This is a genomic window from Serratia sp. CY47444, assembly GCF_052168635.1.
Classification (GTDB): Bacteria; Pseudomonadota; Gammaproteobacteria; order Enterobacterales; family Enterobacteriaceae; genus Serratia; species Serratia bockelmannii.
Map to the genome: position 1 here is coordinate 34428 of NZ_JBJNMH010000004.1, position 17438 is coordinate 51865.

Here is a 17438-nt window from a genome sequence, read left to right on the forward strand (position 1 = left end):
CGGAGCTCGCCATGATTCGCTTTGCCGTCGTCGGCACCAACTGGATTACGGAACGTTTTATCGATGCCGCCCATGAAAGCGGCAAACTCAAGTTGAGCGCCGTGTATTCACGCTCGCTGGAACAGGCGCAGGCGTTTGGCGCCAACTATCAGGTCACGCAGTTTTTCGACTCTCTCGAGGCGATGGCCCAGTCCGACGCCATAGACGCGGTGTATATCGCCAGCCCCAATTCCCTGCACTGCCCGCAATCGCTGCTGTTCCTGCGCCATAAAAAGCACGTGATCTGCGAAAAACCGCTGGCCTCCAACCAGCGCGAAGCGGAACAGCTGGTAGCCTGCGCGCGGGAAAATCAGGTGGTGCTGTTCGAGGCGTTCAAAAGCGCCTATCTGCCGAATTTTCTGGCGCTGCAACAGGCATTGCCGAAAATCGGCCGGCTGCGCAAAGCCTTCATCAACTACTGCCAATACTCTTCGCGCTACCCGCGCTACCTGGCCGGCGAGAACCCCAACACCTTTAATCCACAGTTCTCCAACGGCTCCATCATGGACATCGGCTACTACTGCCTGGCCAGCGCGGTGGCGCTGTTCGGCGCGCCGCAGTCGGTGCTCGCCAGCGCCACGCTGCTCGATACCGGCGTGGACGCCCACGGCACCGTCTGCCTGAACTACGGCGATTTCGACGTCACGCTTTCCCATTCCAAGGTCAGCGACTCGGCGATCCCCAGCGAGATCCAGGGGGAGGAAGGCACGCTGATTATCGACAAGATTTCCGAGTGCCAGGGCGTGGCGCTGACGCCGCGCGGCGGCAACCGCCAGGATCTGAGCCAGCCGCAGCACATCAACACCATGTTGTATGAGGCGCTGGCCTTCGCCGAGTTGGTTGAGAAGCGTCAGGTGGAACATCCAGGGCTGGAGAATTCGCTGATCGTCGCCCGCCTGCTGACCGACATCCGCCGCCAGACCGGCGTCGTTTTCCCCGCCGACGGAGAATGAGATGAAACCGCTGCTCGTGATGCAAACCGGCGACGCGCCGCAGGCCATTCGTCAGGAATTGGCCAACTTTGAAGGCATGTTTCTGCAACAGGGCAACATCGACGCCGAACGCGCGCACATCGTGCATCTGCCCGCCGGCGAGCGGCCGTTGCCGCCGGCCGCCTATTGCGGCGTGGTCATCACCGGCTCGCCGGCGATGGTGACCGAACGGCTGCCGTGGAGCGAGGAGGCCGCCGAATGGCTGCGCCAGGCAATGGCGATCAAACTGCCGCTGTTCGGCGTCTGCTACGGCCACCAGCTGTTGGCCTACGCGCTCGGCGGCGAAGTGGGTTACCACCCGCAGGGCATGGAGGTCGGCACGCTTGAGATCGAACTGCTGCCCGCCGCGGCCGAAGACCGGCGGCTCACCCTGCTGCCGCCGCGCTTCAAAGCCAACCTGATCCACTCGCAGAGCGTGCTGACGCCGCCCGCCGGCGCGCAGACGCTGGCGCGTTCGCAGCAGGATGCGCACCAGATCCTGCGCTATGGCGATCATGCCCTGACCACCCAGTTCCACCCGGAATTCAACGGCGCGGTGATGAGCCAGTATCTGCAGTGGCTCGGCGAGCTGCATCCCGAGCAGCAGGACCGCTATCAGCAGCAACAACAACAGGTTAGCGACACGCCGTTCAGCCGCCTGCTGCTGCAGGGATTCGTCGTCAGCCTCGGCGCGCAAAAAGCGATGGCCGGCTAACGCGATTCACGTTGACCGCCGACACATTTTGCATTACTTTCTGCTCTGCAAAGGGGAGTAACTTCATTGCCGGTCAATCGTCATTACGATGCGCAAGCATCCGGTTACCGGGCAACCTGATGTCAAAGGTGTAATCACCTTCATCAACGTTGTAAGTGAGACCTTGCCGGAAGGCGAGGTTTGCTTGCAGCGTTCACAGAGCGGCTGGCGTCTTCCGACGTTGGCCGTTTTTGTTTTTGAAGGATACCTCTGATGATGAATTCCGTTGGCACACCGTGGTTATGGGGCAGCTTCGCCGCCGTCATAGTCGTGATGCTCGCAATCGATCTCCTGTTGCAGGGCCGTAAAGGCGCGCACACCATGACCCTGAAGCAGGCCGCCAGCTGGTCGCTGGTGTGGGTCAGCCTCTCTCTGCTGTTCAATTTCGGTTTCTGGTACTACCTGAATGAAACCGCCGGGCGCGCCGTCGCCGATACCCAGGCGCTGGCCTTCCTGACCGGCTACCTGATCGAAAAAGCGCTGGCGGTGGATAACGTGTTCGTCTGGCTGATGCTGTTCAGCTACTTCGCCGTGCCGGCCAACCTGCAACGGCGGGTGCTGATCTACGGCGTGCTGGGGGCGATCGTGCTACGCACCATCATGATCTTCGCCGGCAGCTGGCTGGTCAGCCAGTTCCAGTGGCTGCTGTATCTGTTCGGCGCTTTCCTGCTGTTCACCGGTATCAAGATGGCGCTGGCGAAGGAAGATGATTCGGCGATCGGCGACAAGCCGCTGGTGAAATGGCTGCGCAGCCGCCTGCGCATGACCGACAGCCTGGAAGGCGAGCGTTTCTTCGTGCGCCGCAACGGCATCCTGTTCGCCACCCCGCTGGTGCTGGTGCTGATCCTGGTGGAACTGAGCGACGTGATTTTCGCGGTGGACAGCATCCCGGCGATTTTCGCCGTGACCACTGACCCGTTCATCGTGCTGACCTCTAACCTGTTCGCCATCATGGGCCTGCGCGCCATGTACTTCCTGCTGGCCAACGTGGCGGAACGTTTCTCGATGCTGAAATACGGCCTGTCGGTGATCCTGGTGTTTATCGGTATCAAGATGCTGATAATCGACTTCTTCCACATCCCGATCGGCATCTCGCTCGGCGTGGTGGCGGGCATCCTGACGCTCACCTTGCTGATCAACGCCTGGGTCAATCGCCGCAACGATCGCCTGGCGAAGAAATAACCATAATCTGTTATCCGGGGCGCTAGTCGCCCCGCGATTGTTTGGCAATTCCCCCAAAACGCCAAACGTTATTACGATCACACAAATGTAACCAGTATGTTATCAAGTGTTGATCCGCGCTCAGAATTTCACCCTCGCCTCTTTCCAACATCATTCGATTGCTGAATACTGATTCGGCAAACACACTTAGTTACAGAATCATATAAAGCTGCCCGGCGTCGTTCCCGCCGCGGCGGCCAGATAACATCAGGAAGAAAGCACTATGCAAAAACTACTACAAAAGATCACGCAGGGCAGCCTGGTCAAACAAATCATGGTCGGCCTGGTGGCCGGCATTCTGGTGGCGCTGGTTTCACCGGCGGCGGCAGCGGCGGTCGGCCTGCTCGGCACCCTGTTCGTCGGCGCGCTGAAAGCGGTAGCGCCACTGCTGGTGCTGATACTGGTGATGGCCTCGATCGCCAACCATAAACAGGGGCAGAAAACCAACATTCGCCCCATCCTGTTCCTCTATCTGCTGGGCACCTTCGCTGCGGCGCTGGTGGCGGTCGTCGTCAGCTTTATCTTCCCTTCCACGCTGGCGCTGACCACCGGCGCAACCGACATCACCCCGCCAGGCGGCATCGTGGACGTGATGAAGGGCCTGTTGATGAGCGTGGTGGCCAACCCGTTCCATGCGCTGATTAACGCCAACTACATCGGCATTCTGGCGTGGGCCGTCGGGCTGGGGCTGGCGCTGCGCCACGCTTCCGAAACCACTAAAGGGCTGATCAACGACATGTCCCATGCGGTTACGCTGGTGGTGCGAGCGGTGATCCGCTGTGCGCCGCTTGGCATCTTCGGCCTGGTGGCTTCCACGCTGGCGGAAACCGGCTTCGGTGTGCTGTGGGGCTACGCCCAGTTGCTGATGGTGCTGCTCGGCTGCATGTTGCTGGTGGCGCTGGTACTCAACCCGCTGATCGTTTACTGGAAAATCCGCCGCAATCCGTATCCGCTGGTGTTCGCCTGCCTGCGCGAGAGCGGCGTGACCGCCTTCTTCACCCGCAGCTCAGCCGCCAACATTCCGGTGAACATGGAGCTGTGCAAGAAGCTGAACCTGAATGAGGACACCTACTCGGTTTCCATCCCGCTGGGCGCCACCATCAACATGGCCGGCGCGGCGATCACCATCACCGTGCTGACGCTGGCGGCGGTGAACACGCTGGGCATCGCGGTGGACGTCCCGACCGCTCTGCTGCTGAGCGTGGTGGCCGCCCTGTGCGCCTGTGGCGCCTCCGGCGTGGCCGGCGGCTCGCTGTTGCTGATCCCGCTGGCGTGCAACATGTTCGGCATTCCGAACGACGTGGCGATGCAGGTGGTGGCGGTCGGCTTTATTATCGGCGTGCTGCAGGATTCGGCGGAAACCGCCCTCAACTCCTCCACCGACGTGCTGTTCACCGCCGCCGCCTGCCAGGCGGAAGATCAACGGCTGGCGAACGAAGACCCGCTGAAGGTGCGTTAAGCGCAAGTTGCTTCATAAAAAGGCGCTCCCTCGAGCGCCTTTTTTGTCAGCTTTAGAGCGTCACCCCGCTTTTAAAGATCGCCAGCTCGCGGAAATCGTTGGCTTCATTGCGCGCCGGGCGGCCGTTGGCGATCTCGACAATCAGATCGATGAAGCGGCTGAGCAGCGTCTCCATCGCCACGCCGTGAACCAGGCTGCCGGCGTCGAAATCGATCCAGTGCGGTTTCTTCGCCGCCAGCTCGCTGTTGGTGGCCAGCTTCACCGTCGGCACAAAGCCGCCGTACGGCGTGCCGCGCCCGGTGCTGAACAGCACCATATGGCAGCCGGCGCCGGCCAGCGCGCTGGTCGCCACCGCATCGTTGCCCGGCGCGCTGAGCAGATTCAGCCCCGGCACACGCAGCCGCTCGCCGTATTTCAGCACGTCTACCACCTGGCTTAGCCCCGCTTTTTGGGTGCAGCCGAGCGATTTCTCCTCCAGCGTAGTGATGCCGCCGGCCTTGTTGCCCGGCGACGGATTCTCATAAATTGGCTGTTGATGGGCGATGAAATAGCGTTTGAAATCGTTGATCATGTCGACGGTTTTTTCGAAGGTCTCCCCATCGCGGCAGCGGCTCATCAGAATGCGCTCGGCACCGAACATCTCCGGCACTTCGGTCAGCACCGTGGTGCCGCCGTTGGCTATCACATAGTCGGAAAAGCGCCCCAGCAGCGGGTTGGCGGTGATACCCGACAATCCGTCCGAACCGCCGCACTCCAGGCCGAACTTCAACTCGCTCAGGCGGCCCGGCTCGCGGCGATCGTGGCGCATCTCCCGGTACAGCTCGTGCAACAGCGCCAGCCCGGCTTCCACCTCGTCGTCCTGTTGTTGGCACACCATAAAGCGCAGCCGCCGCTCGTCCGCCATCCCCAGCGTGGCGCGAAAAGCATCTACCTGATTGTTCTCGCACCCCAACCCGATCACCAGCACCGCGCCGGCATTGGGATGGCGCGCCATGTTCTGCAGCATGATGCGGGTGTTGGCATGATCCTGCCCCAGCTGCGAGCAGCCGAACGGATGGCTGAACAGATGCACGCCGTCGATCCCCTCCGCCTGCGTTTGCTGCAAAAAGCGCTGTTGGATCTGACGGGCGATGCCGTTGACGCAGCCGACGGTCGGCACGATCCACAGCTCGTTGCGGATCCCCACGTCGCCGCCGGCCCGGCGGTACAGCTGCACCTCGCGATCCGCCGCCTGCGGCGGCAACGTTGGGAACTGCGGCTGGTAACGGTAGCTGTCCAGATCGCTCAGGTTGGTTTTGACGTTTTGCGAATGAATGTGCTCCCCAGGCGCAATGGCCGCGAGCGCATGGCCGATCGGCTGGCCGTATTTGATGATGTCTTCGCCCTCGGCGATCGGGCCGAGCGCAAACTTGTGCCCGCGCGCCACCGGCTGCGCCAGCTGAATACGCTCCCCGCCCAACTCAAGCATTTCTCCGGCGGCCAGATCGCGCAGCGCCACCGCCACGTTATCCTGCTCGTGAATCTTTATCGTACTTTGCATAAACCAGTCCCGGATAACGGCTACGCCAGTTCGATGGCGAAATAGTTTTTGGCGTTGTCGAAGCAGATGTTTTTCACCATCTCGCCTAGCAGCGCGATATCCGCCGGCGCTTCGCCGTCCGCCACCCAACGGCCGATCATCTGGCAAAGGATGCGGCGGAAGTATTCATGCCGCGTATACGACAGGAAGCTGCGACTGTCGGTCAGCATGCCGACGAAGCGGCTCAGCAACCCGAGCTGGGCCAGCTGCGTCATTTGGCGCTGCATGCCGTCCTTCTGATCGTTGAACCACCAACCGGAGCCGAACTGCATCTTGCCCGGCGTGCCTTCCCCCTGAAAATTGCCGATCATGGTGCCGATCACTTCGTTATCGCGCGGATTGAGGCAATAGAGAATGGTTTTTGGCAGACCGCCCTGCCGCGCCTGAGCATCCAGCAGCCGCGACAGCGGTTCCGCCAGCGGCCGGTCGTTGATCGAGTCGAAGCCGATATCCGGCCCGACGGCGGCCAACATGCGGCTGTTGTTATTGCGCAGCGCGCCAATGTGATACTGCTGCACCCAGCCTCGGCGCCGGTATTCGCCAGCCAAAAACAGCAGCACAGCGCTTTTGAACTGGGCGCTCTGTTCCGGCGTCGGCAGCTCGCCGTTCAGGCGGCGCAGCAGGATCGCATCCAGCGCCGCTTCATCGGCCTCGCCGAACACCACCACGTCCAGCGCATGATCGGCCACTTTGCAACCGTGAGTGGCGAAGTGATCCATGCGCTTGTACAGGGCGTCGCACAGCGCGCTGAAGCGGCCGATGGCGGTGTCCGCCGCCGCCTCCAGCTGCCGCAGATAGTCGTTGAAGCCGGGCGCATCGATGGTGAAAGCTTTGTCCGGCCGCCAGCTCGGCAGCACCTTGATATCGAAGCTATGATCGTCGGCGATCGCCCGATGATGGCGCAGATCGTCGATCGGATCGTCGGTGGTGCCGACCATTTTCACATTCATCTGCTGCATGATGCCACGTGCGCGAAACTCATCCTGCGCCAGCAGCGCATTGCCGCGCTGCCAGATTTCATCCGCCGTGGCCGGCGACAACAGCGTATCCGTGATGCCGAACGGCCGGCGCAGCTCCAGATGCGTCCAGTGATAGAGCGGGTTGCCGATGGTGTGCGGCACCGTGGCGGCCCAGGCGTCGAATTTCTCGCGATCGCCCGCATCGCCGGTGCACAACCGCTCCGCCACACCGTTGGTGCGCATCGCCCGCCATTTGTAGTGATCGCCCCGCAGCCAGATATCGTACAGGTTGCTGAAGCGGGTATTCTCCGCGATCTGCTGCGGCGGCAAATGACAGTGATAATCAAAAATCGGCTGCTGCGCCGCGTAGTCGTGATACAAGCGCCGGGCAAATTCGCTGTCCAGCAGGAAATCTTCGCTCAAAAACGTCGCCATCTCGGGCTCCTTACTTGCCGTGCGGCACGGGGTTCGAATCACAAAAGTTATCACACCAATTTTCACTAACGTCCAGCAGATTTTTCCCGAGGTCTGCCGTTCATCCTCTCTCTACGCCCTTTTTCGCTCAATTTACCGGCAAAAATGCCCTATTTCACCGACCACAGTATTGCTCAGGCGAATAATTCCTTTTGTGATATCACTCAACTTTTAAACCTGTATGACAGGTTATTGTCTCGCCAGCCGCATCGACGGCCACACCTTCAAACGGGGAGACACTTCGGATGCGTAAAATTAAAGGGTTACGCTGGTACATGATCGGACTGGTGACCATCGGCACCGTGCTGGGTTACCTGACCCGCAACGCCATTGCCGTGGCGGCGCCGACGCTGGAAGATACGCTGCACATCACCACCCAGCAGTATTCCTATATCGTCGCCGCCTATTCCGCCTGCTACACCGTGATGCAGCCGGTGGCGGGCTATGTGTTGGACGTGCTGGGCACCAAGGTCGGCTACGCCATGTTCGCCATTCTGTGGGCGCTGTTCTGCATGGGCACCGCGCTGGCCAACAGTTGGGGTGGGCTGGCGTTGGCGCGCGGCGCGGTCGGCATGGCCGAAGCGGCAATGATCCCCGCCGGGCTGAAGGCCAGCAGCGAATGGTTTCCGGCCAAAGAGCGTTCGATCGCCGTCGGCTATTTCAACGTGGGCTCGTCGATCGGCGGCATGATCGCCCCGCCGCTGGTGGTATGGGCCATCGTCGCGCACAGCTGGGAGATGGCGTTCATCATCACCGGCGTGCTGAGCCTGATCTGGGCCATCTGCTGGCTGCTGTTCTACAAACACCCGAAAGATCAGAAGAAACTGAGCCAGGAAGAACGCCGTTACATCCTCGAAGGCCAGGAAGCGCAGCACCAGACCTCTAACGCCAAAAAGATGTCCGCCTGGCAGATCGTGCGCAATCGCCAGTTCTGGGGCATCGCGTTGCCGCGCTTTCTCGCGGAGCCGGCGTGGGGCACCTTCAACGCCTGGATCCCGCTGTTCATGTTCAAGGCCTACGGCTTTAACCTGAAAGAGATCGCCATGTTCGCCTGGATGCCGATGCTGTTTGCCGATCTCGGCTGCATCGTCGGCGGTTATCTGCCGCCGCTGTTCCAGAAATATTTCAAGGTCAACCTGATCGTCTCACGCAAGCTGGTGGTGACGATGGGGGCGGTGTTGATGATCGGCCCCGGCATGATCGGCCTGTTCACCAGCCCTTACGCGGCTATCGCGCTGCTGTGCGTCGGGGGCTTCGCCCATCAGGCGCTGTCCGGCGCGTTGATCACCCTCTCTTCCGACGTGTTCGGCCGCAATGAGGTGGCGACCGCCAACGGGCTGACCGGCATGGCGGCCTGGACCGCCAGCACGCTGTTCGCCCTGGTGGTCGGCGCCCTGGCGGACACCCTCGGCTTCAGCCCGCTGTTCGCCGCGCTGTCGGTCTTCGACATTCTCGGCGCCATCGTCATCTGGACGGTGTTGCAAAACCGCCCGGCCGCCGAACCGCAACCCGCCGCGCTGCAGCCCACCCCGGCGCGCAGCTGATCCCCCGCCCGGCCGCTGCGCCGGGCCCCTTGCTCCTCTGGCAGCGGTGCCGAATAAGTGGTATAACAAATCCGATGGCCACGCGCCCCTTCCCACCGCACCGTATAGAGCATTCACTATGGAATTCACTGAAACCAGACGCCTGTATCAGCAACTGGCCGCCGAGCTGAAGCAACGCATCGAAAGCGGCCGTTATCCGGTAGGCGACAAGCTGCCGGCCGAGCGATACATCGCCGAAGAGATGAATGTCAGCCGCACCGTGGTGCGCGAGGCGATCATCATGCTGGAAGTCGAAGGCTATGTGGACGTGCGCAAGGGATCCGGGATCCACGTGGTGTCCAACCAGCAAAAACACCTGGTGGTGCCGGGCGACAGCATCGAGTTCGCCACCGCCGGCCCGTTTGAGCTGCTGCAGGCGCGCCAACTGATAGAAAGCAACATCGCCGAATTTGCCGCCACCCAGGTGACCAAGCAGGATATCGTGCAACTGATGGAGATCCAGGAGCATGCCCGCAAAGAGGATCGTTTCCGCGACTCGCAGTGGGATCTGAAGTTCCACGTGCAGGTGGCGCTGGCCACCCAGAACACCGCCATGGCCACCATCGTGGAAAAAATGTGGGTGCAGCGGGTCAACAACCCTTACTGGAAGAAACTGCACGAGCATATCGACGAACGTTCGATCGCCAGCTGGTGCGACGATCACGATCAGATCCTCAAGGCGCTGATGCGCAAAGATCCTTACGCCGCCAAACTGGCGATGTGGCAGCACCTGGAAAACACCAAGCAGATGCTGTTCAACGCCACCAGCGACGACTTCGAATACAACGCCGATCGCTACCTGTTCGCCGAGAATCCGGTGGTGCATCTGGATGGCGTGAGCCACGAGCCGAAATAGCCACGGCGGTCAAAAACCGTCGGCTTATGTCAGGTAATGTAAAATCCGCTGAATCGATGCCGGAACCGCCGTTTGCCGTGTACTATTTCACCGTCGGCAACGTAGATTTCCCTGTTGCCAATCGTGCTATTTTGGTAGAGTTAGCCCACTTTTTTACCCATTGCTGCGGGGGCGGGACGCGAATAAATGCGCTGGTTGTTTGCCATGCTGATTGCTGTTTTCTGCTGGACCGGTTCGGTCTCCGGCCCACAGCTATGCGTGGCGTCACCCAAGCCCACCCCCAGCGCGCTGAGCAGCCTGCCGCTGTTGGCGGAGCCGGCGCTTTCCCCCTATGATCAGGTGTATCGGGCGCCGGCCGAAGCGCGCCGCAAAGCCCCCGGCAAGTTGCCGCTGCTGCTGCCCAGAGCGCACTCTTTCTCCGGCTCGCTGCTCGCCTCCTCCCTGCCGGTGCCGGTCTATACCCTGGCCGCAGAGCCGGGCTACCGAATTCGCTTCCCCCGCCAGGACACGCCGGCTCCCAACCGGCTTGCCCAGGTCGACGGGATGCTGGACGCCTCCAGGCAACAGAGTCGGCAGGCCGGCTGGAAAGAAAGTAACATGCAGTACCGTGGCACGCTGACTTACCACCTATGACCGGTGTCGCACCGCTTAGAAACCTTAAAGCAACGCCGTTTCATCGTTATCAGCATTCAGGATCGCCGCGCGTTTTCAGCCCACGCCCGTTCCACCGCTGAGATAAAAATAAACAATGACGTTTTAGGAACACCGGATGGACATCATTAAAGAACTGATACATGCCTTGTGGCAGCAGGATTTTGAGACGCTGGCGAACCCTTCGCTGGTGTGGACCCTCTACATCCTGCTGTTCATGATCCTGTTTTTGGAAAACGGCCTGCTGCCGGCCGCTTTCCTGCCGGGCGACAGCCTGCTGATCCTAGTCGGCGTGCTGATCGCCAAAGGCACCATGGGCTTCCCATTGACCATCGTTATCCTGACCGTCGCCGCCAGCCTGGGGTGCTGGGTCAGTTATATACAGGGCCGGTGGCTCGGCAATACGCGAACGGTGCAAGGCTGGCTTTCGCATCTGCCGGCTCACTACCATCAGCGTGCGCATAACCTGTTCCACCGCCACGGCCTTTCCGCCCTGCTGGTCGGCCGCTTCCTGGCCTTCGTGCGCACCCTGCTGCCAACCATCGCCGGCCTGTCCGGCCTGAACAACGCGCGCTTCCAGTTCTTCAACTGGATGAGCGGCCTGCTGTGGGTCTTGATCCTGACGACGCTGGGCTTCGCCCTCGGGAAAACCCCGGTGTTCCGCAAGTATGAAGATCAGCTGATGTTCTGCCTGATGATGTTGCCGCTGGTGTTGCTGGTGGTTGGGCTGGTCGGCTCGCTGATCGTGCTGTGGCGCAAGAAACGCGCCAGCGGCCAGAACCCGGGGAAAGGGGCGTGACAGCAAAGCGCCCGCGCTGGCAATACGTCTTGATGATCGCGCTCGCCCTACTGGCGTTGGCGACGCTGCTGGTGCCCTGTATGGTGCGCACCGAGAGCGAGCTGCGCATTCGCGCCAGCCAGCAAGGGCTGTCGCTGCCCGACGGCTTTTACGTCTACCAGCGCCTGGATGAGCGCGGCATCCGCATCAAAAGCATCACGCCGGAAGGTGATGGCCTGGTCATCCGTTTGGATTCGCCGGAGCAGCAGTTGCTGGCGCGCGAAGCGCTGCAAACCATCCTGCCGCCCGGTTACCACATCGCGTTGAGCGAATCCCCCGTGCCATCGCATTGGGTGCGCGAATTTGCGCGTTCCCCACTCAATCTGGGATAATCCCCCTTCAGATGAAGGGGTTTCCTTTCACTGCCATTATCTTCATTTTCATTCGCACCGATTAGCTCAAGAATTAACCAGTCAGCACTGAGTCACGGCTGATTCTTTGGGGGCACGCCGGTTTCATGACTATGCTGAAGGATAACTTCAGCCGGCAATGAACGCCCTCCTCTCGCGCTGCCACCTTCGGCAGCCAGGAAAGCGGGTGCCTGTTCAGGTACCCCATGAAAAGGAACTGAAAGATGAAATTACGCCACTCCCTGTTACTGCTGTTGCCTCTCTGCACGCTGCCGGCCCTCGCTGCGGCCGCTGAGGGCGGTTGTGCCGCCAAAGCGCAAAACATCCAACAGCAAATCGACTACGCCACCCAGCACGGTAACACCCACCGCGTGGACGGGCTAAAAAAAGCGCTAAGCGAAGTGCAGACTCACTGCACCGAAGCCGGCCTGCAGGCCGAACGCCAAAAAAACATCGCAGAGAAACAGCGCAAGGTCGACGAGCGCCGGCAGGAACTGAAAGAAACGCAGCAAACCGGCAAGCTGGACAAGGTCGCCAAGAAGCAGCAAAAGCTGGCGGAAGCGCAAGCTGAGTTGAAACGCGCCCAGGCGGAATAATTTTTTCACACCAGCGGATTTATCGATGAGAGCCCCATCACACGGGATTTCTTAAGCATATGAAATTGATGTCTGGTGTTATCTGCTGGCCATCACCCCTTTGCTCCGGCGAAAAAATCCGCTATGTTAAAAGTCTGTCGAAATAAACGTTAAGGAATAATCACATGGCACATGATTCAAATGCAGAAAACTTACGCGCTGAACTGAAGTCCTTAGCCGATACGCTGGAGGAAGTGCTGAACTCCTCCACCGACAAGCCGAAAGCCGAGCTGGAGAAGCTGCGCTCGAAAGCGGAAGGCGCGCTGAAAGAGACCCGCGCTCGCCTGAGCGACGCCGGTGACAAGCTGGCTTCGCAAACCAAGCAGATCGCCGGCCAGGCCGACGACTACGTGCGCGACAACCCGTGGACCGGCATCGGTATCGGCGCGGCGGTCGGCGTCGTGTTGGGCGTGCTGCTCGCGCGTCGTTAATCATGGCTGAACAACCGCAAGTGCGCGCGCAGGGCCCCGCTAAAGGGGTCCTGGATATCGGTCAGCGCATCATCACGATCCTGGTCGGCATGGTGGAAACCCGCGTCCGGCTGGCAGTGGTCGAGCTGGAAGAGGAGAAAGCCAACCTCATTCAGCTGCTGATCATGGCCGGCATGACGCTGCTGTTCACCGCCTTCGGTTTGATGAGCCTGCTGATCCTGATCTTCTGGGCCATCGATCCGGTCTACCGGCTGGTGGCGCTGGGCGCGACAACCGGCGTGCTGCTGTTCCTCGCCGTGGTCGGCACCATCTGGACGCTGGTCAAGGCCCGTCGCACCACGCTGCTCGGTGCCACGCGCAAACAGCTGGAACTCGACCGCGCCGAACTGGAGCGCGAGCCATGAGCCGCCGCCGCTATCTGGAATGGAAAAAAGAGAGGCTGATTCGGCAGATCCAGCAACAGCGTCTGGATCTGGCCGAACACAAGTCTCTGTGGCTGGAAAAGACCGAACGCATCGACCGCGGCTGGCAAACGGTGTTTGGCCTGCGCCGCTATCTGGTGCTCGGTTCCAGCGTCATGGCGCTGTACGGCATCCGCCATCCCAGCAAGATGATCCGCTGGTCGCGTCGCGCTTTCGGCGCATGGAGCGCTATCCGTCTGTTTAAAAAGACGTTTTCTGCCAAGTAAGCCGCTTAGTCTTTCCTTCAAACCTCCTGTTGCTCTGCCCGCATTTTCTCCCTTGATACAACGCGTCCAACCCCGGGGCCGGGCAACCTGCTGATCGGCGGCATTTTATTAGCACGCTAAAGATTCAGATTTTTTGAAAAATTACGACAGTTTTACTTGCTAACAACCTGAGCACTTCCCGCTTAACATTCACTCCATCAATACGATACGGAGCGGACAGGGTCAGAGACCCGCTACGCCGCCCGTTGATATGACTACCGCCGAACAGGCGCACAAAAACACTTTGGAGTAGATGATGAAAAAATTAGAAGATACAGGTTTGTTGGTTGCTCGTATTCTGATGCCAATCCTGTTTATCGTGGCAGGCTACGGCAAAATGGGTGACGCATATGCCGGTACCCAACAGTACATGCAATCGATGGGCGTGCCTGGCTTCTTGCTGCCGCTGACCATCCTGCTGGAATTTGGCGGCGGTCTGGCGATCCTGTTCGGTTTCCTGACCCGCACCGTGGCGCTGTTCACTGCCGGTTTCACCATCCTGACCGCGCTGCTGTTCCACACTGACTTTGCGGAAGGCGTAAACCAGCTGATGTTCATGAAAAACCTGACCATCGCCGGCGGCTTCATCGTGTTGGCGGTCGCAGGCCCGGGCGGCTTCAGCATCGACCGTCTTCTGAACAAGAAATGGTAATCTAAACTGTCATTCAGGGCCCGGCATGCCGGGCTCTGTCGTTTTTTAACTCGGACACCAAGGAGATTCCCATGGGACAACTCGTCGATGGCGTTTGGCAAGACATCTGGTATGACACCAAATCTACCGGCGGCCGTTTCAAACGTTCAACCGCTCAGTTTCGCAATTGGGTGACCGCCGACGGTCAGCCGGGCGAACACGGCGTGGGCGGCTTCCAGGCCGAAGCGGGCCGTTATCACCTTTATGTTTCTCTCGCCTGCCCTTGGGCGCATCGCACGCTGCTGATGCGCAAACTGAAAGGGCTGGAGCAGATCATTCCGGTCTCGGTGGTGCACCCGCTGATGCTGGAAAACGGCTGGACCTTCGGCCAGGATTTTCCGGAAACCACCGGCGATCCGCTGTATCACGCCGACTTCCTGTACCAGATCTACCTGCGGGCCGATCCGCACTACAGCGGGCGCGTGACCGTGCCGGTGCTGTGGGATAAACAGCGGCAAACCATCGTCAGCAATGAATCCGCCGACATCATCCGCATGTTCAACAGCGCATTTGACGGCGTCGGCGCTCGGGCAGGCGACTACTACCCGACCGCGCTGCGCGGCAAGATCGATGAGCTGAACGGTTGGATTTACGATCAAGTGAACAACGGCGTGTACAAAGCCGGTTTTGCCACCAGCCAGGAAGCCTATGACGAAGCGGTCAACGGGGTATTCAACGCGCTGGAGCGCCTGGAGCAGATCCTGGGGCAGCATCGCTACCTGACCGGCGATCGGCTGACCGAAGCCGACCTGCGTCTGTGGACCACGCTGGTGCGTTTCGATCCGGTGTACGTCACCCACTTCAAGTGCGATAAACACCGCATCAGCGACTACCTCAACCTGTACGGCTTCCTGCGCGACATCTACCAGATGCCGGGCATCGACGAGACGGTCAGCCTGCCGCACATTCGCAACCACTACTACCGCAGCCACGCCACCATCAACCCGCACGGCATCATTTCCATCGGGCCGGCGCAGGATCTGGACGAGCCGCACGGCCGCGACCAGCGCTTCGGTTAAGGCGAAAAAAATCCCCTTGCCGCCCGGCAAGGGGATGTCATCCAACCGACTTAACGCTGCGCGAACAGGCGCGGAATTTCGCGCAGGAACCAGGCTTTCGCCTCCCCCATGCTGTCGCGCCGCCAGGCCATGATGATATCGGCTTCGCGGCTGTATTCCGGCCCCACCACGCGCAGCCGCCCGGCCTCGATATCTTTCTCCACCATCGGATACGGCATGGTCGCCACCCCCAACCCGGCCAGCAGCGCCAGACGTTTGTCTTCAATGGTGCTCACCGTCAGACGCTGCTGCTTATCCAGCAGCTGTACGGTCAACACCGGGCGCTCGCGAGCGGTATCCGCCACCGCGATGCCGCGGTATTTCACGCGGGTCACTTCGGAAAGCGGCTCCGGCTCCAGGTGGATAGGATGATCCGGCGCGGCGACATAAACGCTCATCACCTTATACAGTTTGCGGGTGTTGATCTCGGACGACGCGCGAAAATGCATGTCCGGCGCGATCACGATGTCGGCGCGCCCCTGCTCCAGCCGCTCCCAGGCGCCCGCCAGCACCTCGGTGAAAATCGACACCTGGGTGTTGGCCTTCAGCGCCAGCTTGTCCACCAGCGGGAACAGCAGGCTCGGCGGCGACAGCGCTTCGCTGACGATGGTCAGGTGAGTTTCCCAACCGCGCGCCAGCGCCTCGGCGTCGGTGGTCAGCTTGTCGGCCGCTTCCAGCAGCACCCGCCCGCGTTCCAGCAACATGCGCCCCACGTTGGTGAACTTGGTGCGGTGGCCCGAACGGTCGAACAGCACCACGTCCAATTCTTCTTCCAATTTTTGCATGGTGTAGCTGAGTGCCGACGGCACCCGGCCCAATTCGTCGGCGGCCGCGGCGAAACTGCCGCGCCGGTCGATTGCATCCATCACCCTTAGTGCCTCAAGCGTGAGCGCCCGATCTCTGGCCATCGCATCCCTCTGTCAGGAAATTTGAATATGCCGACCAGATTAACTGGCTAACAATCCGACGTCCAGATGCTTACCATTTGGATAATGAATTTAGAGAGCCGATTGCCATGATTACATGCAGAACAGCACAACAATGCGGGCAAGCTGACTTTGGTTGGCTGCAGGCTCGCTACACCTTTTCCTTTGGTCACTACTTCGATCCCAAACTGATGGGCTACGCGTCGCTGCGGGTGCTGAATCAGGAGGTGCTGGCGCCGGGCGCGTCGTTCCAGCCGCGCACCTATCCCAGCGTCGATATCCTGAACCTGATCCTGCAAGGCGAGGCGGAATACCGCGACAGCGACGGCAACACCGCACGCGCCAAAGCCGGCGAAGCGCTGCTGTTGGCCACCCAGCCAAGCCTGAGCTACAGCGAACAGAACGTCAGCAGCGATACGCCACTGACTCGTCTGCAGCTGTGGCTGGATGCCTGCCCGGAACGCAACAACGAGCGGGTGCAGCGTCTGACGCTGCCGGCGGCAGGCAACCTGCTGCTGGCCTCGCCTGACGGCGCGCAGGGCAGCCTGCAGCTGCGCCAGCAGGTCTGGATCCATCATCTCGATCTGCAGCCGGGCGAAGAACACACGCTGACGATTAATGGGCCGCGCGCTTATCTGCAGTCGATACACGGTACCATCGCCGCCACCGGCGAGCGCCACGAAGCGCAACGCCTGACCTGCGGCGACGGCGCCTTCGTGCGTGAGGAAAACCGCCTGACGATCCGCGCCGAGACGCCGCTGCGCGCGCTGTTGATTGACCTGCCGGTGTAAGGCCGGCCGGAAAACGAAAAACCCCGCGCAACGCCAGTTGCGCGGGGTTTTCTTTTGTCGAGGGAGTTGACCGGTAAGCCGGGTTCTGTCGTGGACAGTCATTCCTCTAGGCCAGCAATCGCTCACTGGCTCAAGCAGCCTACCCGGGTTCAGTACGGGCCGTACCATGTGAACCCCTATTTGGCCTTGCTCCGGGTGGAGTTTACCGTGCCACGAACTGTTGCCAGCCGCGCGGTGCGCTCTTACCGCACCCTTTCACCCTTACCTGATCCCGCTTGCGCGGGCCATCGGCGGTTTGCTCTCTGTTGCACTAGTCGTAGGCTTGCGCCTCCCAGGCGTTACCTGGCACCCTGCCCTATGGAGCCCGGACTTTCCTCCCCTCCATCTGTCTCCCCGAAGAGGACGGCAATGAAGCGGCGACTGTCTGGTCAACTCCGGCGCGGAT

At 60.7% G+C, this 17438-nt stretch carries 19 protein-coding genes and 1 other RNA gene; 16 read left to right on the top strand and 4 right to left on the bottom strand.

What is annotated here, in order from left to right; all coding sequences use genetic code 11:
* Positions 1-11 precede the first annotated feature (11 nt).
* The 4 genes from ACJ8IL_RS08395 to sstT all read left to right on the top strand — a co-directional run bounded on the left by ACJ8IL_RS08395 (position 12) and on the right by sstT (position 4444).
* Positions 12-992, top strand: coding sequence for a Gfo/Idh/MocA family protein (locus tag ACJ8IL_RS08395; RefSeq protein WP_025304343.1), 981 nt, complete (start codon positions 12-14; stop codon positions 990-992).
* 1 nt (position 993) lies between these two features.
* Entirely contained in the window at positions 994-1725 is a 732-nt protein-coding gene (locus tag ACJ8IL_RS08400) for a glutamine amidotransferase (RefSeq protein ID WP_334273851.1), read from the top strand.
* Positions 1726-1977: 252 nt separating this feature from the next.
* A complete protein-coding gene (locus ACJ8IL_RS08405; RefSeq protein WP_025304345.1) occupies positions 1978-2946 on the top strand; it encodes a TerC family protein in 969 nt (322 codons plus the stop codon).
* Positions 2947-3208: 262 nt separating this feature from the next.
* Positions 3209-4444: a serine/threonine transporter SstT gene (gene sstT, locus ACJ8IL_RS08410; protein WP_164063435.1), complete on the top strand. Its 1236-nt coding sequence runs from the start codon at positions 3209-3211 to the stop codon at positions 4442-4444.
* Positions 4445-4496: 52 nt separating this feature from the next.
* On the opposite strand, the gene ACJ8IL_RS08415 is transcribed toward sstT, so the two are convergent.
* Both ACJ8IL_RS08415 and uxaC read right to left on the bottom strand, forming a co-directional pair.
* Complete coding sequence (locus ACJ8IL_RS08415) at positions 4497-5984, bottom strand: UxaA family hydrolase (protein ID WP_439056267.1); 1488 nt, start codon at positions 5982-5984, stop codon at positions 4497-4499.
* Between the two features lie 20 nt (positions 5985-6004).
* Positions 6005-7417: a glucuronate isomerase gene (gene uxaC / locus ACJ8IL_RS08420; protein WP_147823195.1), complete on the bottom strand. Its 1413-nt coding sequence runs from the start codon at positions 7415-7417 to the stop codon at positions 6005-6007.
* Between the two features lie 284 nt (positions 7418-7701).
* Between uxaC and ACJ8IL_RS08425 the strand changes: the two genes are divergently transcribed.
* The 11 genes from ACJ8IL_RS08425 (at position 7702) to ACJ8IL_RS08475 (ending at position 15237) form a co-directional block, all read left to right on the top strand.
* The gene (locus tag ACJ8IL_RS08425) at positions 7702-9000 is read left to right on the top strand and encodes an MFS transporter (RefSeq protein WP_025304349.1); all 1299 of its coding nucleotides are present in this window, start codon (positions 7702-7704) and stop codon (positions 8998-9000) included.
* A 118-nt stretch (positions 9001-9118) separates the two neighbouring features.
* Positions 9119-9895 carry a transcriptional regulator ExuR gene (gene exuR, locus ACJ8IL_RS08430; RefSeq protein WP_033636102.1) on the top strand — a complete coding sequence of 259 codons (777 nt, stop codon included), beginning with the start codon at positions 9119-9121 and terminating at the stop codon, positions 9893-9895.
* A 186-nt stretch (positions 9896-10081) separates the two neighbouring features.
* Positions 10082-10528, top strand: a complete 447-nt coding sequence (locus ACJ8IL_RS08435; RefSeq protein WP_025304351.1) for a hypothetical protein — start codon at positions 10082-10084, stop codon at positions 10526-10528.
* A 136-nt stretch (positions 10529-10664) separates the two neighbouring features.
* Positions 10665-11345 (top strand): DedA family protein, encoded by a 681-nt coding sequence (locus tag ACJ8IL_RS08440; protein ID WP_025304352.1) that lies wholly within the window; start codon positions 10665-10667, stop codon positions 11343-11345.
* Positions 11342-11716 (top strand): EnvZ/OmpR regulon moderator MzrA, encoded by a 375-nt coding sequence (gene mzrA / locus ACJ8IL_RS08445; protein ID WP_004937130.1) that lies wholly within the window; start codon positions 11342-11344, stop codon positions 11714-11716. Before ACJ8IL_RS08440 ends, mzrA begins: the two co-directional genes overlap by 4 nt.
* A gap of 242 nt (positions 11717-11958) precedes the next feature.
* Positions 11959-12330, top strand: a complete 372-nt coding sequence (locus tag ACJ8IL_RS08450) for a DUF1090 domain-containing protein (protein WP_025304353.1) — start codon at positions 11959-11961, stop codon at positions 12328-12330.
* Positions 12331-12494: 164 nt separating this feature from the next.
* The gene (locus ACJ8IL_RS08455) at positions 12495-12800 is read left to right on the top strand and encodes a DUF883 family protein (protein ID WP_004937125.1); all 306 of its coding nucleotides are present in this window, start codon (positions 12495-12497) and stop codon (positions 12798-12800) included.
* A gap of 2 nt (positions 12801-12802) precedes the next feature.
* The gene (locus tag ACJ8IL_RS08460; RefSeq protein WP_015379160.1) at positions 12803-13204 is read left to right on the top strand and encodes a phage holin family protein; all 402 of its coding nucleotides are present in this window, start codon (positions 12803-12805) and stop codon (positions 13202-13204) included.
* On the top strand, positions 13201-13488 hold the full coding sequence (locus ACJ8IL_RS08465) for a YqjK-like family protein (RefSeq protein ID WP_004937121.1): 288 nt from the start codon (positions 13201-13203) through the stop codon (positions 13486-13488). The genes ACJ8IL_RS08460 and ACJ8IL_RS08465 overlap by 4 nt, the downstream gene beginning before the upstream one ends.
* A gap of 295 nt (positions 13489-13783) precedes the next feature.
* On the top strand, positions 13784-14179 hold the full coding sequence (locus ACJ8IL_RS08470) for a DoxX family protein (protein WP_004937119.1): 396 nt from the start codon (positions 13784-13786) through the stop codon (positions 14177-14179).
* A gap of 71 nt (positions 14180-14250) precedes the next feature.
* Complete coding sequence (locus ACJ8IL_RS08475) at positions 14251-15237, top strand: glutathione S-transferase family protein (RefSeq protein ID WP_049208330.1); 987 nt, start codon at positions 14251-14253, stop codon at positions 15235-15237.
* Between the two features lie 50 nt (positions 15238-15287).
* Here the strand turns inward: ACJ8IL_RS08475 and ACJ8IL_RS08480 are convergent, their stop codons facing one another.
* On the bottom strand, positions 15288-16184 hold the full coding sequence (locus tag ACJ8IL_RS08480; protein ID WP_025304355.1) for a LysR family transcriptional regulator: 897 nt from the start codon (positions 16182-16184) through the stop codon (positions 15288-15290).
* Between the two features lie 107 nt (positions 16185-16291).
* Here ACJ8IL_RS08480 and ACJ8IL_RS08485 point away from each other — a divergent pair, with 107 nt between their 5' ends.
* The gene (locus tag ACJ8IL_RS08485) at positions 16292-16993 is read left to right on the top strand and encodes a pirin family protein (RefSeq protein WP_261425116.1); all 702 of its coding nucleotides are present in this window, start codon (positions 16292-16294) and stop codon (positions 16991-16993) included.
* A gap of 58 nt (positions 16994-17051) precedes the next feature.
* Here the strand turns inward: ACJ8IL_RS08485 and rnpB are convergent.
* An RNA gene (gene rnpB, locus ACJ8IL_RS08490) (RNase P RNA component class A) lies at positions 17052-17429 on the bottom strand.
* Positions 17430-17438 lie beyond the last annotated feature (9 nt).